12 protein-coding genes are annotated in these 13,973 nt (G+C 61.9%); 7 read left to right on the top strand and 5 right to left on the bottom strand.

What is annotated here, in order from left to right; translation table 11 throughout:
* Nucleotides 1–8: 8 nt before the first annotated feature.
* From ACMDCR_RS30855 to ACMDCR_RS30840, 4 genes are all read left to right on the top strand, one after another.
* A complete protein-coding gene (locus ACMDCR_RS30855) occupies nucleotides 9–956 on the top strand; it encodes an IS110 family transposase (protein ID WP_413987661.1) in 948 nt (315 codons plus the stop codon).
* Between the two features lie 174 nt (nucleotides 957–1,130).
* Nucleotides 1,131–1,991: an alpha/beta hydrolase family esterase gene (locus tag ACMDCR_RS30850; protein ID WP_413990272.1), complete on the top strand. Its 861-nt coding sequence runs from the start codon at nucleotides 1,131–1,133 to the stop codon at nucleotides 1,989–1,991.
* An 81-nt stretch (nucleotides 1,992–2,072) separates the two neighbouring features.
* Nucleotides 2,073–2,606, top strand: coding sequence for a hypoxanthine phosphoribosyltransferase (gene hpt, locus ACMDCR_RS30845; RefSeq protein WP_413990271.1), 534 nt, complete (start codon nucleotides 2,073–2,075; stop codon nucleotides 2,604–2,606).
* 69 nt (nucleotides 2,607–2,675) lie between these two features.
* The gene (locus ACMDCR_RS30840; protein WP_413990270.1) at nucleotides 2,676–3,179 is read left to right on the top strand and encodes a hypothetical protein; all 504 of its coding nucleotides are present in this window, start codon (nucleotides 2,676–2,678) and stop codon (nucleotides 3,177–3,179) included.
* A 19-nt stretch (nucleotides 3,180–3,198) separates the two neighbouring features.
* Here ACMDCR_RS30840 and ACMDCR_RS30835 read toward each other — a convergent pair whose 3' ends face one another.
* Nucleotides 3,199–3,399: a hypothetical protein gene (locus ACMDCR_RS30835; RefSeq protein ID WP_413990269.1), complete on the bottom strand. Its 201-nt coding sequence runs from the start codon at nucleotides 3,397–3,399 to the stop codon at nucleotides 3,199–3,201.
* A 195-nt stretch (nucleotides 3,400–3,594) separates the two neighbouring features.
* Nucleotides 3,595–5,301, bottom strand: coding sequence for a formate--tetrahydrofolate ligase (locus tag ACMDCR_RS30830; RefSeq protein WP_413990268.1), 1,707 nt, complete (start codon nucleotides 5,299–5,301; stop codon nucleotides 3,595–3,597).
* Nucleotides 5,302–5,741: 440 nt separating this feature from the next.
* Between ACMDCR_RS30830 and ACMDCR_RS30825 the strand changes: the two genes are divergently transcribed.
* Nucleotides 5,742–7,655: a potassium transporter Kup gene (locus ACMDCR_RS30825; protein ID WP_413990267.1), complete on the top strand. Its 1,914-nt coding sequence runs from the start codon at nucleotides 5,742–5,744 to the stop codon at nucleotides 7,653–7,655.
* Here the strand turns inward: ACMDCR_RS30825 and ACMDCR_RS30820 are convergent.
* Nucleotides 7,598–8,545 carry a DMT family transporter gene (locus tag ACMDCR_RS30820; RefSeq protein WP_413990266.1) on the bottom strand — a complete coding sequence of 316 codons (948 nt, stop codon included), beginning with the start codon at nucleotides 8,543–8,545 and terminating at the stop codon, nucleotides 7,598–7,600. The genes ACMDCR_RS30825 and ACMDCR_RS30820 overlap by 58 nt on opposite strands.
* A 162-nt stretch (nucleotides 8,546–8,707) precedes the next feature.
* Between ACMDCR_RS30820 and ACMDCR_RS30815 the strand changes: the two genes are divergently transcribed.
* The gene (locus ACMDCR_RS30815) at nucleotides 8,708–9,601 is read left to right on the top strand and encodes a LysR substrate-binding domain-containing protein (RefSeq protein ID WP_413990265.1); all 894 of its coding nucleotides are present in this window, start codon (nucleotides 8,708–8,710) and stop codon (nucleotides 9,599–9,601) included.
* 67 nt (nucleotides 9,602–9,668) lie between these two features.
* On the opposite strand, the gene ACMDCR_RS30810 is transcribed toward ACMDCR_RS30815, so the two are convergent.
* On the bottom strand, nucleotides 9,669–10,241 hold the full coding sequence (locus ACMDCR_RS30810; RefSeq protein ID WP_413990264.1) for a carboxymuconolactone decarboxylase family protein: 573 nt from the start codon (nucleotides 10,239–10,241) through the stop codon (nucleotides 9,669–9,671).
* 494 nt (nucleotides 10,242–10,735) lie between these two features.
* Between ACMDCR_RS30810 and ACMDCR_RS30805 the strand changes: the two genes are divergently transcribed.
* Complete coding sequence (locus ACMDCR_RS30805) at nucleotides 10,736–12,658, top strand: potassium transporter Kup (RefSeq protein WP_413990263.1); 1,923 nt, start codon at nucleotides 10,736–10,738, stop codon at nucleotides 12,656–12,658.
* Between the two features lie 9 nt (nucleotides 12,659–12,667).
* Here the strand turns inward: ACMDCR_RS30805 and ACMDCR_RS30800 are convergent, their stop codons facing one another.
* Nucleotides 12,668–13,888, bottom strand: a complete 1,221-nt coding sequence (locus tag ACMDCR_RS30800) for a Fic family protein (protein ID WP_413990262.1) — start codon at nucleotides 13,886–13,888, stop codon at nucleotides 12,668–12,670.
* Between the last annotated feature and the right edge of the window lie 85 nt (nucleotides 13,889–13,973).

Below are 13,973 nucleotides of genomic sequence, written 5' to 3'. Positions count from 1 at the left end.
TGGAAAAGATGACGAGCAGCCTAGCACACAATGTCGGCACCGACATCGGCAAGGATCATTTGGATGTGGCTGTCCACCCGGCAGGCCTCATCAAGCGCTTTGCCAACACCCAGGCGGGCCATCGCGCCCTGCTTGCCTGGCTTTCTTCCTGGACTGTCGAGCGTGTGGTGTTCGAAGCAACGGGGGCCTATCATCGCGCCTTCGAACGCGCGCTCAACCAGGCCGGCCTGCCGGCCGTCAAGCTCAACCCGCGCCAGGCCCGACGCTTTGCCGAAGGTATTGGCAGGCTGGCCAAGACCGATCGCATCGATGCCATGACCCTGGCCCGCTATGGCCAGGCCGTCCAGCCCGAGCCGACCCTCATCGTCAGCCAGGCCCTTGAGGAGATGAAGCAATTGGCCGCGGCGCGGGACGCCCTGATGAAGATCAAAGTGGCAACCCAGACCCGCCAGCAAACCGCCGAACTCCCCCTGATCAAGCGCCAACTCGCCAAGACACTGGCTCTGACCCAAGCGCAGATAAACGCCATCGACGAGGAGATCGCCAGGCGGGCCGACAAGGATCCCGCCTTCAAGCGCAGAGCCGAAATCCTCGATTCCATCCCCGCCGTGGCACCCATCACAGCTCACGCCATGCTCATCCACATGCCTGAACTGGGCACCCTGTCTCCCCCTCAAGCCGCAAGCCTGGCCGGCCTCGCCCCTGTCCCACGCGACAGCGGCAGCAAAAATGGCAAGCGCTTCATTCGCGGGGGAAGAGCCCTTCTGCGACGAGCCCTCTATATGCCCATGGTCGCCGCTATCCGATGGAACCCCGACCTCGCCGCTAAATACCAGGCCATGGTCGCCGCCGGAAAACCCAAAAAAATCGCCATCGTCGCCATCATGCGCAAGCTCATCATCCTCGCTAACGCCCTCTTGCGAGATAATCGGATTTGGACGCCTAAAGCTGCTTGACCGAACACGGATACTCCCAGGTATCAGCGCCGCGCCGGAATCCGCATGGCCGGTGCCCACGGACTTCCGGACCACGCAAGATTCTCCCCACTTCTGTCGTATGCCGTCAGGTCCTATGGGTAGAGCGAACATCGAACGTTTGTCGCCGGCGACGGCCAATCGGGAACCTCGGTCGTGATCAATGCAATATTCAGGAACCTCCTTCACTGGATGCTCGCCGCCGGGATCTTGCTGACTGGCCTTTCCGGCGTGATCGCCCAGGCATGTGCCTCCACCATGGACAGTTACGACGGACGGCAGATGATCGTGCATGTGCCGGATCGATTGCCACCTTCGGGATCGCGCGCGCTCGTCGTCGTCCTGCATGGCGGGCTGGGCAACGCTCAGCGTATCGCGGGCCGGCAAGCGGAAAGCGGGCTCAACATGGATGCCGTCGCCGACCGCAACGGTTTCATCGTCGTCTATCTGAACGGAACGCCGGTAACGCGGTGGTTCGGAAGCCGGTTTCTTGGCTGGAACGCGGGCGGCGGTTGCTGCGGCATGTCGGCGGCGAACAATGTCGACGATGTCGCCTATATCAAGGGCGCCGTCGCCACCCTGGCGGGATGGTATGGCATCGACCGCGCGCGGGTCTATGGCATCGGGCACTCCAACGGGGCGATGATGTCCCAGCGTGTGGCCTGCGAAACCCACCTCTTTGCGGCCGTGGTGGCGATTTCCGGACCGCTCAATCTGCAGGTTTCCAGCTGCCCGGCCGCACGGGGCACCCGCATCCTGGCCCTTCATGGCGCCAATGACCAGAATGTCCCCGTCGCGGGTGGCCAGGGGTCGAAGGGACTGTCGTTCACCGCCTTCAATTCCGAGGATCGCTCCAGGCGAATCTTCCTGAATTCCGGAGCCACCTACACGCTGCAGATCGTGCCTGGCGCCGATCATCCGCTCGATCACATCGAAGCTGCGATTATGAAAACCGAGGGCGTCACCATCGCCGAAAAGTCAGCCCGGTTCTTTGGCCTGCTGAAATCGAGGCCCTGAAGGGCCGGCGCCTCGAGCCGCGTCCCCATTGTCGCGCCCCTCTCCATATGTCTATGCTGGGCGGACTAGAAGAGAGGTTCGATGTCCACGCCGCGTAAAATCAAAATACTGTTCGACGCCGAAACGATCGCCAAGCGCAATGCCGCACTGGTGGAAGAGATCAAGGCGCGCGAACTCGATAATCTCCTCGTGGTCGCCGTGCTGAAGGGCTCCTTCGTGTTCGCCGCCGATCTCCTGCGCGCCATGCATAAGGCAGGCATGTCGCCGGAGGTGGAGTTCGTGCACCTGTCGAGCTATCGGGACTCGACCGTCTCTTCCGGCACCGTGAACATCATGCATGATGTCGAGAGCGATGTGCGTGGACGCAATATCCTCCTGGTCGATGATATCCTCGAATCCGGACGCACTCTGGCCTTCGCCAAGGACCTGCTTACCGCGCGGGGCGCCAAGGAGGTGCTGACCTGCGTGCTCCTGGAAAAGCCGGGCAAGTCCGCCGTGCAGATCCATGCCGATTTCGTTGGCTTCGAATGCCCCGATGTCTTCGTCGTGGGCTATGGCATGGATGTGGCGCACTCCTACCGCGAACTGCCTTTTGTGGGCGTGGTTGAAAAGTAGCGCCTTGATCCTGCCAGGCCCGGCATGCAAAGAGGCTGGCTGACGGCGCAGGCTGCGCCTGGAGGAGCCATGGCTGGTCTATTGGGCGCCCACAGCGCCCGCTTTCTGTTTCGCGACGACAAGGGCAGCATCGAGAGGGCGAGCTGGTGGCGCGCCATGGTGGTGCTCGTGCTTGCGCTGGCAATCATGGGCGGGCTGGTGATGGCGCTTGACGATTTCCTGCCCAAGACCCCGGAAGCGGCCGAGGCGCTGGTCAACCGGGCGGCCGAGACCCATAACGGCTTCCTGTCGGTGCCCTATTACGCTTCGCTGTTCGTGATCGATGTCAGCTATGTCCTGATGATCCTGATCTCTGTCTGCATCTATTTCGTCGGCGCCAAGCGCTGCAACGATCTCGGCAAGCCCGCGCAGATAGCTCTGATCCTGCCGGCCACCGTCTATGTCCAGATCTTTTCGCCGATCATCAGCGACCAGTTGCTGCCGGTCTATGGCCGATGGATCGTTTCGGTCATCGTGCTCGCGATCGTGATCTGGCAGGTTTATCTGCTGGGTTTCGTGAAGGGGAAGCTGTAGGCGATGCGGCGAGCGGACTTCAACGCTTGCCCTTGTCTTTCGAAAAAAGCTGCTTCAGCAGGCGCTGCCACGAGGCGTGCGAGGTCTTCTGGCGGATGGCGTCCCAGAGCACTTGGTCGAGCGTCGGCCGCGCCGGGCGCCAGCGGGCGAAAGGCACGGGCTCTCCGAGATTGGGTATGAGCTTGCCGACAAGCAGTGCGATCGAGGCGGCGGCAAACATCGGTTGATCCTTCCAAGGCAGGTGCAGGGCTGACGTGCAAGCAAGCCTAGCCACCGAATCGTCCCCCTGCCGTGCGCGACGGCACACAGAATAGGATCCTTGCGTGATGGTGTGGTGACCGCATCAGGCGCGTGCGGCCAAAAAAATAGAACCCCGGCCGAGAGGCCGGGGTTCTGCTTGGAACGGAATCTGCGGTCAGAACAGGCCTTCGATCAGCCCTTCCGAATTGAGGCGGATGACTTCAGCCGAAGGCACGCGGGGAAGGCCGGGCATCGTCATGATCTCGCCGCAGATGACGACGAGGAAGCCGGCGCCGGCCGACAGGCGCACTTCGCGGATCGGCACGACATGGTCGACCGGCGCGCCGCGATGGTTCGGGTCGGTGGAGAATGAGTACTGCGTCTTCGCCACGCAGATCGGCAGGTTGCCGTAGCCGGCCGCCTCGATCTCCTTGAACTGATCGCGGACCTTCTGGTCGGCGATGATGTCGGAGGCGCGGTAGATCTCCTTGGCGATGGTCTTCATCTTGTCCCAGAGCGGCATTTCGTCCGGGTAGAGCGGGCGGAAGCCGCGACCGTCGAGCGGGTGGGGCGCTTCGGCCAGTGCCACCACGCGGCGGGCCAATTCCGCCGTGCCCTTGGAACCCTCGGCCCAGTGGCTGCAGACCACGGCGTCGACGCCGAAATGCTCCTTGCAATGGGACTGGAGCAATTCGTGCTCGGCGGCGGTGTCGGCCGTGAAATAGTTGATGGCGACGATCGCCGGCACACCGAACTTGCGCACGTTCTCGACATGGCGGCCGAGATTGGCCAGGCCCTTCTTGAGGGCTTCCAGGTTCTCCTTGCCGAGCTGATCCTTGGGTACGCCGCCATGCATCTTGAGGGCGCGCACGGTGGCAACGATCACGGCCGCGGCCGGGGTGAGACCGGCCTTGCGGCACTTGATGTCGAAGAACTTCTCAGCACCGAGATCGGCGCCGAAGCCGGCTTCCGTCACCACATAGTCGGCGAGCTTGAGGCCGGCGCGGGTCGCCGTCACCGAGTTGCAGCCATGGGCGATGTTGGCGAAGGGACCGCCATGCACGAAAGCCGGGTTGCCCTCGAGCGTCTGCACCAGGTTCGGCTTGAGCGCATCCTTGAGCAGCACCGTCATGGCGCTGGAGGCCTTGATGTCGGCGGCGGTGATCGCCTTCTTGTCGCGGGTATAGCCGATGATCATCTTGCCGAGGCGCGCCTCGAGATCGGCGAGGTCCTTGGCGAGGCAGAACACAGCCATGACTTCGGAGGCAACAGTGATATCGAAGCCGTCTTCGCGCGGGAAGCCGTTGGAGACGCCGCCGAGCGAGGAGTTGATCTGGCGGAGCGACCGATCGTTCATGTCGAGCACGCGGCGCCAGGCGACGCGGCGGGTGTCGATGCCGAGCGAATTGCCCCAGTAGATGTGGTTGTCGATCATCGCCGACAACAGATTGTGGGCCGAGGTGATGGCGTGGAAATCGCCGGTAAAGTGCAGGTTGATCTGCTCCATCGGCACGATCTGCGCATAGCCGCCGCCGGCCGCGCCGCCCTTGACGCCGAAGCAGGGGCCGAGCGAGGGTTCGCGCAGGCAGATCATCGTCTTCTTGCCGATGGCGGCGAGACCGTCGCCGAGGCCCACCGTCGTGGTGGTCTTGCCTTCGCCGGCCGGGGTCGGGTTGATGGCGGTGACCAGGATCAGCTTGCCATCGGGGCGATCAGCCAGGCCAGGGATCTTGTCGAGGTCGATCTTGGCGATATGTTTGCCATAGGGCTCGAAAGCTTCGTCGGGAATGCCGGCCTTCTCGGCAATCGCCTCGATGCGCTGCATCTTGGCCTGACGCGCGATTTCAATGTCGCTGAGGGGCTTCTTTGGATCTTGGGCCATGGTGTACTCTTGGTGTTTCCCCGAGGATTTTGTTCAGGTGAGTTGAGACATATTTTCACGGGAATGAAAATAAATTTCTTCACAGTGGACCGTCCTGGTCATAGTGCGTCCAAGGAAGAAATGGCGGGAATGTCCTGAATACGACAGGGTGTCGTATACCAGATAGGTAGCCTATTGACGTCGAATTCGCTTGTCCGAAACCGTCGCAGGATGTGTCGCCTTCGCGACGTTCCCGGTGATCCCGATCACGCGGGTGTGCATGAAGGTGACGGCCCCTGTGACATTGTGGCGGAACCGTGTAAGACGCCGCATCGTTGACGTAATGCGTTGCGGGTTCCATCAATGGGACCTACGGGAAATCCGGTCTGCAAGAGGCGGCCGCATTTTGGAGCACAGGCTCTGGATCGCAATCACCCACAATACCAAACGGAGTTGCCCGCATGGGGCTCGTGAGCGCCGTCGAAACCAGCGAAGAGGCCAGTCATAAACACACCGGCAGCTTCACCGCCCTCACTTTGGGCTCCATCGGCGTGGTTTACGGCGATATCGGCACCAGCCCGCTCTACGCCTTCCGCGAAGCCGCCCATGCTGCCACCCAGGGCGGAGAGAATGTGACGCCCGCCGCCATTCTGGGCGTCATCTCGCTGATTTTGTGGGCGCTGATCATTGTGGTCACCCTCAAATATGTGCTGCTGCTGCTGCGCGCCGACAACAAGGGCGAGGGCGGTACGCTTACCCTGATGGCGCTCGCGCAGCGCGCGCTTGGGCGTTCGGGCATCCCCATCGTCTTCCTCGGCATCGTCGGTGCATCGATGTTCTATGGCGACGCCATGATAACGCCGGCGGTTTCCGTACTGTCCGCCGTCGAGGGCCTCAGGCTGGTCGCCCCCAATTTCGGTGGCTTCGTCGTGCCGACCACCGTCGCGATCATCGTCGTCCTGTTCATGGTGCAGAGCCACGGCACGGCCCGCGTGGGGGCGCTGTTCGGCCCGATCATGGCGCTGTGGTTCGTGCTGATCGGCATGATCGGCTTTGTCAACTTCCTCAGCCACCCCGGCATCATCGCGGCGATCAACCCCATCTACGCGGCCCAATTCCTGCTCACCCACGGCCATATCGGCTTCGTGACGCTCGGCGCCGTGTTTCTCGCCGTCACCGGTGGCGAAGCGCTCTATGCCGATCTCGGCCATTTCGGCCGCAAGCCGATCCAGATGGCCTGGCTCTGCCTGGTGCTGCCGGCCCTCGCCTTCAACTATCTCGGCCAGGGCGCGCTGGTGCTCGGCGATCCCAGCGCGCTGGAAAATCCGTTCTACCGCCTGGTACCGGCTTCGCCCTTCTTCCTGATCCCGATGGTGCTCGTGGCGACGATCGCCACCATCATCGCCAGCCAGGCCGTGATCACCGGCACCTTCTCGCTGACGCGCCAGGCCGTGCAACTCGGCCTGCTGCCGCGGGTCAAGATCTCGCATACCTCGGAGCACCAGTCCGGCCAGATCTTCATCGCGCAGGTCAACGGCATCCTGCTTATCGGCGTGGTGCTGCTGGTGCTGGTGTTCGAGAGTTCCTCGCGTCTCGCCTCAGCCTATGGCATCGCCGTCACCACCACCATGGTGGTCGACACCATCCTGGCCTTCGTGGTGATCTGGCGAGTGTGGCTGTGGAAGCCCTGGGTCGCCGCCGCCCTTATCGTGCCCTTCCTGTGCATCGATCTCATCTTCCTCGGGGCCAACCTGCTCAAGCTCCTGGAGGGGGCCTGGCTGCCGATCCTCATCGCTCTGGGCCTCATCAACCTGATGGTAACCTGGCGGCGCGGCACGCGCCTGGTGCTCGAGAAGACGCGGCGCACCGAGGTGCCGCTGATGACCATCGTCAAGAGCCTGGAAAAGGGCTCGGTGACCCGCGTGCCGGGCATCGCGATCTTCCTCACCTCGGATCCCGACTACGCGCCCACCGCCATGCTGCACAGCCTGAAGCATTACAAGGCGTTTCATGAGAAAGTGGCAATCCTCACCATCGAGACGACGGACGATCCCGTCGTGCCGGGTGGAGGACGGGTGTCGATCGAGCAGGTCTCGGCCAGCTTCACCAGGATGCGGGTACAGTTCGGTTATATGGAAAGCCCGAACGTGCCGCGGGCACTGGCGCTCTGCCGCAAGGCTGGCTGGTCATTCGATATCATGGCGACCTCCTTCTTCCTGTCTCGCCGGCATCTGCGCGCCGGCAGCCATCCCGCCATGTGGCGCTGGCAGCGCCGGCTCTACATGATCCTCGCGCGCAATGCCGACGACGCCAGCGACTATTTCTCGATTCCCTCCAACCGGGTGGTCGAGATCGGCACGCAGGTTCTGATCTGATCCCGGAGGGATATGAGCGCGCCCAGCGTCACGAGAGCTACGCCTGCCAGGATAGGCACGCCGGGCCGTTCTCCCAGCAAAGCCAGCCCAGCCATCGTGGTGACGGCCGGCACCGCGGTGGTGAAGATCGACACTTTGGTGGGCCCCAGAAGAGCAACTGCTCTCGTGTAGACAAGGATCGAGACGACGCCGGTCAGAAGACCCTGGAAGATGGCCTGTATCAGAAGATCCGGCCAGCTAGCCCGCAACAAGTGCGTACCGGGCAACATGGCATAGACGGGAAGGAACAACAGCGCTGAAACGGCGGCGACTATCGCGGCGGCGTGGGGCGCCGGCAGGCCAAGTCGCCGGACATAGATGCCGTAGCCCGACCAGCACAGCGACGCGAGCAGCAGGCAGATGTCGCCGAGTAGCAGCCCGATCGATGCATGGGCCAGCCCGTCCCATGTCGCCATCCCCACGCCAAGAACGATCACCCCAAGGCCGACTCGTTGAAGGTCTCGTCTTCCGGAGGGAGAAAGTAGGGAGAGCAGGTAGGCCGTCGTCAGCGACAGCGTGCCGTGAAGTGCTATGGCGCTATGGGCGACAGGAGCCAGTGCGAAACCGGCATAGGCGAGCAGGGCGAACGCAAGGCCGCCGAGAAGCCCCAACGCGATCGCCTGTGAGGGGTGTAGTTGCCCGATGCCGTGCTTGAGCAGAACCGGTGACAGAACCAGGGCGCTGATGCCGAAACGCAGCGCGGCAATGTCGGGTAACGCCAGGCTGGTGGTGAGGCCAAGGCGAGAGACAATGACGAAGCTGGAGAACAAAGCCACCGATCCGCACGCGTAGACTATACCCCGTCCGTGGGCGGTCGTGCTTCCTGGCTCGGAGATGGGTCGGTCCCGCATGGCATTTTCCGTATGTTGTCAGCCCCGACCATCGCCCTTGGAAGGGATGCAGTTCCGGTGAGGTCTTTCGCGCTCTCCGTGGATATCCATGACCCTCTCTTCCATAAAGGCTTGCAGAGGCATCATATTCATGTTGAATCCGCATCAATGGATGCGCGCTTCATGGACCTCGTCATCGATGTCGCCCATCAGGGCAGTTTCGCCGCGGTTGCGCGCAGCCGCGACGCCGACCCGTCATGGGTCTCGCGTACAATTGCCGCGATCGAGGAGGATCTCGGCTTTCGGCTGTTTCAGCGTACCACGCGACGTCTCGCCCTGACGGAAGCGGGCGAGATCTTCCTTCAGCGCATCGAAGCGATAGCGGAGGAATTCGAACAGGCGAAGGACGAGGCGCTGGCCGTCAGCGCAGGGCCGACTGGCGTGTTGCGCATGACGACCTCTGTCGGCTTCGGGCAGCGGATACTCATGCCGCTGGTGCCTCGGTTCCGCGCTCTCCATCCGAAGGTCGTTCTGGACCTTATTCTATCCGACAGTAATCTGAACCTGGTCCACGACCGCATCGATCTTGCCATCCGACTGGCGGCTAACATCTCGGGCGACATGGTGGTCAGCAAGTTGATCGATACGGCCTACCGCGTCTGTGCCAGCCCGGACTATCTCCTGCGCCATGGCCGGCCGTCGACGCCCTCAGCGTTGGGGAAGTGCGATTGCGTGCTTTTCAGGCTTCCGAGTTTTCGGTCGCAATGGGTCTTTACGGACCTCGCCGGTACCGTGGCGGAAGTCCCCGTCCACGGAAGCGTGGTCGTTTCCAGTGCCCTGGCGCAGCATGCCTTGACAGTCGCCGGAATGGGACCGGCCTTGCTGGCCGACTGGCTCGTGGATGAGGATATTGCTCAGGGGCGGCTGGTGGATCTGTTTCCAGACCACAAGATTGCTGCAGCTACGGTCGAAACCGCTGCCTGGCTGCTTTATCCCAGCAAGTCTTTCCTTCCTCGCAAGGTCAGGGCGATGATCAATTTCTTGAGAGAGGAAGTCCCCAAGCGGGCAAGCGCTTAATAAATAGTCGTGCGAGGCGGCGACAGCCTGTGCTGCCTCCGCCTGCGGAGACTACGGCAATCGCTGGTCATGCGGCAGCGGGATTCCTGTCGGCCGGATGAGTCCAGGCCAGTGCCTTGATCGGTTCGTCGAGTTCTGTATGGGCAAGCGCGTTGGTGAAGTTGGAGATCAGTTTGGCGGCAAGGCCTGTCAAGATCTCCAGAGCCTGCCGTTGATCATAGCCGGCTTCCAGGAAGAGACGAAGCATGTCATCGCCGACATGTCCTCGCGTCTCGATCAATTGCCGCGTGAAACTGCGCAGTATCTCGAGCTTCGGGTCGGCGAGGGGTTGCCCCTCCCGCAGCGCCTCGATGATCTCGACCGGCATCTTCGCCATTTTCATCAGCATGGAATGGCCGGCGGTGCAGTAGTGACAACGATTTTCGAAGTTCGCCGTCATCATCACGATTTGCTGTTCCAGTGGCGAGAGGGTCGTATTGGACTGGAACAGCTCGAAGGCCCGATTGTAGGTTTCGTAAGTGGCCGGAGCCGCAGCCAGGATTTGGTGAAGCTTTGGAAAGAATCCAAACGCGGCAATCGATGCCTGGATCTGTGGTCCTGACTCGGGCGGCGCTGTATCTGGCGTGAAATAGGTGAACATTATCAATACTCCTTGTCGACCAACGGCCGCAGTGGAGGATGCAAGCCCCTGTAAAGGCAGGGCCTATCCTTCGAGCGGACACGGTGGAGCGAGTTGATCTTTGGCTTGAGGCTTGTTCGGGAATCTGAAGGTTTCTCGGTTCGATCCCCACTTGAGTGTGATGGAGAAAGAACGCCAGGATGAGTAAGCTTGGCCGATTTTACATAAAAGGATCAGCATCGAGAGAGTATCGTGCGAAATGTGCACGAATGAGCGTATTCGGATAGTGTCAGCCCCGCGATTTTCGCCGGGCAGGCCAGCGCGGAGTTAATGCGAGTCCCCCTTTGCCGTACACCAGGAACAGTGTATGAGGCCGCGCTTGCTGCATCGCACCCAAGGTTCGATGGCGCGTCCCTTCAAGAAAGACTAGATCCAAAACGACTGAATCCGAGCCAGAGACCTCAGTCTGCCGGTTGCTGACCGATCGATCCCACCACGACCAACGGAGGCCCAGAATGGGGCTCATGACCGCCGCCTCGAGCGGCGAAGACAGCAGCGATCAAGGCCGCAGCGCCGGTTTCTGGGCGTTGACCCTGGGATCGATCGGTGTCGTCTATGGCGACATCGGCACCAGCCCCCTCTATGCCTTCCGCGAAGCGCTGCATGCCGCGACCAGCGGCGGCGCCAATATGAGCCAGGAGGCCGTGCTCGGCGTGGTCTCGCTAATCTTGTGGGCGCTGATCGTCATCGTCACCCTCAAGTATGTGCTGTTGCTGCTGCGTGCCGACAACAAGGGCGAGGGCGGCACACTCACCTTGATGGCGCTGGCCCAGCGGGCGCTCGGCCGTTCGGGTACCACGCTCCTGATCCTTGGCACCATCGGCGCCGCCATGTTCTATGGCGATGCCATCCTCACGCCCGCCGTCTCGGTGTTGTCGGCTGTCGAGGGCATGAAGCTGGTGACGCCGGCCTTAAACGAGTTCGTGGTGCTGATCACGGTTGTCATCATCGTCGGCCTGTTCCTGGTTCAGAGCCACGGCACGGCGCGCGTCGGCGCCTTTTTCGGCCCGATCATGGTGGTCTGGTTCCTGGTGATGGGCCTCGCCGGCCTCTGGCACATCAAGGACGCACCGGTGGTGCTCACCGCCTTCAATCCCTGGCATGCCGTCGCCTTCATGCTCAGCCATGGCCATATCGGCTTCGTGGCGCTGGGCGCCGTCTTTCTCGCCGTCACCGGAGCGGAGGCGCTCTACGCCGATCTCGGCCATTTCGGCCGCAAGCCGATCCAGATGGCCTGGATGGTGCTGGTGCTGCCCTCGCTGGCGCTGAACTATCTCGGCCAGGGCGCTCTCGTGCTGAAAAGCCCGACGCCCGAGATCCTCGACAACCCCTTCTACATGATGGTGCCGCAGAACCCGCTCTTCCTGGTGCCGATGGTCGTGCTCGCCACGATCGCCACCATCATCGCCAGCCAGGCGGTGATCACCGGCGCCTATTCGCTGACGCGCCAGGCCATCCAGCTCGGCCTGCTGCCGCGCATGAAGGTGCTGCACACCTCCGAGCACCAGTCCGGTCAGATCTATATCGCGCAGGTCAATACCATCCTGCTCATCGGCGTGCTCATCCTTGTGCTGGTCTTCGAGAGCTCCTCGCGCCTGGCCTCGGCCTATGGCATCGCCGTCACCACCACGATGGTGGTCACCGCCATGATGGCCTTCCTGGTGATCTGGAAGGTCTGGCGCTGGTCGATGCTGGCTGCCGGCCTGATCATTGCGCCATTCCTCTTGATCGACCTCGTCTTCCTCTCGGCCAACCTGCTGAAGGTTTTTGAAGGCGGCTGGGTGCCGCTGATGATCGCCGGCGCCCTCATGGTGGTCATGATCACCTGGCGGGTCGGCACCCGCCTGGTGCTCGACAAGACGCGGCGCACCGAAGTGCCGCTGATGACCATCGTGAAGAGCATCGAGAAGGGCTCGGTGACCCGCGTGCCAGGCACGGCGATCTTCCTGACCTCCGATCCCGATTACACGCCGACCGCCCTGCTGCACAGCCTCAAGCACTATAAGGCGCTGCATGAGAAGGTGGCGATCCTTACCATCCAGACCACGGACGAGCCCAAGGTCGCCGGCGGCGGGCGGATCTCGATGGAGGAGGTCTCGGCCACCTTCACCAAGATGCGGGTGCAATTCGGCTATATGGAAAGCCCCAACGTGCCGAAGGCGCTGGCGCTCTGCCGCAAGGCCGGCTGGTCCTTCGACATCATGGACACCTCGTTCTTCCTGTCGCGCCGCCATCTGCGCGCCGGCAGCAAGCCGACGATGTCGCGCTGGCAGCGCCGGCTCTACATGATCCTTGCCCGGAACGCCGATGATGCGAGCGACTATTTCTCGATCCCGTCCAACCGGGTGGTGGAGATCGGCACGCAGGTGCTGATGTGAAAAGTGCCGCTAGAACGAGAGTTCTCGCGGTGCTGGCGGTGTGATCGGCGCATCTGTGAAGAGGTTCGGGAACAGCCGTTCGCGATAATCGAGCGGAAAAGCGATGCGCAGTGGTGCCTTCGGTGAGGTGGACTTCAAGAAGCCCAAGGTGACAAGGGTGGCTACGGTGTTGCGGGCTGTCCGTTCGGAGGTCTTCAAGAAGAAAGCGGCCTCACCCCGATCGAGCAGGCCATGCCGAAGCACGGCGACGATGAGGTTCGGCGCTCGTTTGTCGCCGCTTATGTCACGAACGAGGGTATGAAAGCGTTCCTCAAGATGGTCGAGCTCAAAGAGCTGCGTAGAGAAGCGGATTTGGTCCAACGCGACTGAGAGAAACCATTCACAGAAGTCCTTGAGCGCTGAAGCCGACAGATTGCCCCGTCCATCGAGATCGCCGCGCCTGGGGCTATCGGCATAGTCCATCATGCGCTTGTATTCAGTTCTGTCTTTCAGTCCGCGAGCCAATCCTCGCGAAATAGACCACAGTCCCTGACCGCCAAGCCCCGCTTTCTGTGCCATTGCATGAGACATCAAGCGGCTGACCCGGCCGTTGCCATCCAGAAAGGGATGGATGTAGTTCATGCGATGATGTGCTGAGGCAATCGCGATGATGCGTGTGCTCGCCCAGCGCTCGGCGGCGCCGAACCGTTTGGCAAAATAGGCCATGAAGGCTTCGAGATGATGCGAAGACGGGGGCTGATGCCTGCCGACTACGACATCGCTCGATCGGCGAAACTCGCCCGGGATGATGGGAGCCTTCGTCCCGTCAGCCTGTACGACGAAGCGGAACTCTTCCGGCATCTCCTCATAAAAGCGACGATGGACCCATTGCAGGAAGGCCGTCGATGTCGCGCTCGGCATGCCGCCCGCGACCTGCATCTGATCAATTTCGCGCTGGACGATGACATGGGCCCGCGCTTCGAGTGCCAGGGGACGGTTTTCGAGATCTGCCTCGGCACCTGCCAGCGCCCTCTCGATGTCCCGTGGACGCGTATTGTGGCCCTCGATCAGGTTCGAGTAATAGCAGTTCATAACACGAACGAAGTCGGCCAACTCCGCGGCAGATTCGGGATGAAGGCTGCGTCCGAGTTCGTCTGCGGCGTGCTGGAGTTCGACCGCCAAGTCCGCGAGCACCGATGGGATGGCATCCTCGAAGAAACAGGGCTCGATCCGGGCTGGTGTCTCAAGCAATTTTGCCGATCCTCAGTTCTCGATAAGACACTGTACTATAAGTAATATTCCTAGTATTTAAAGCAATTTTGCCGATCTTTCTTGC

The sequence above is a fragment of the Labrys okinawensis genome (genome assembly GCF_047345005.1).
Taxonomy (GTDB): Bacteria; Pseudomonadota; Alphaproteobacteria; order Rhizobiales; family Labraceae; genus Labrys; species Labrys okinawensis.
This window is presented reverse-complemented; position numbering and strand designations above follow the sequence as displayed.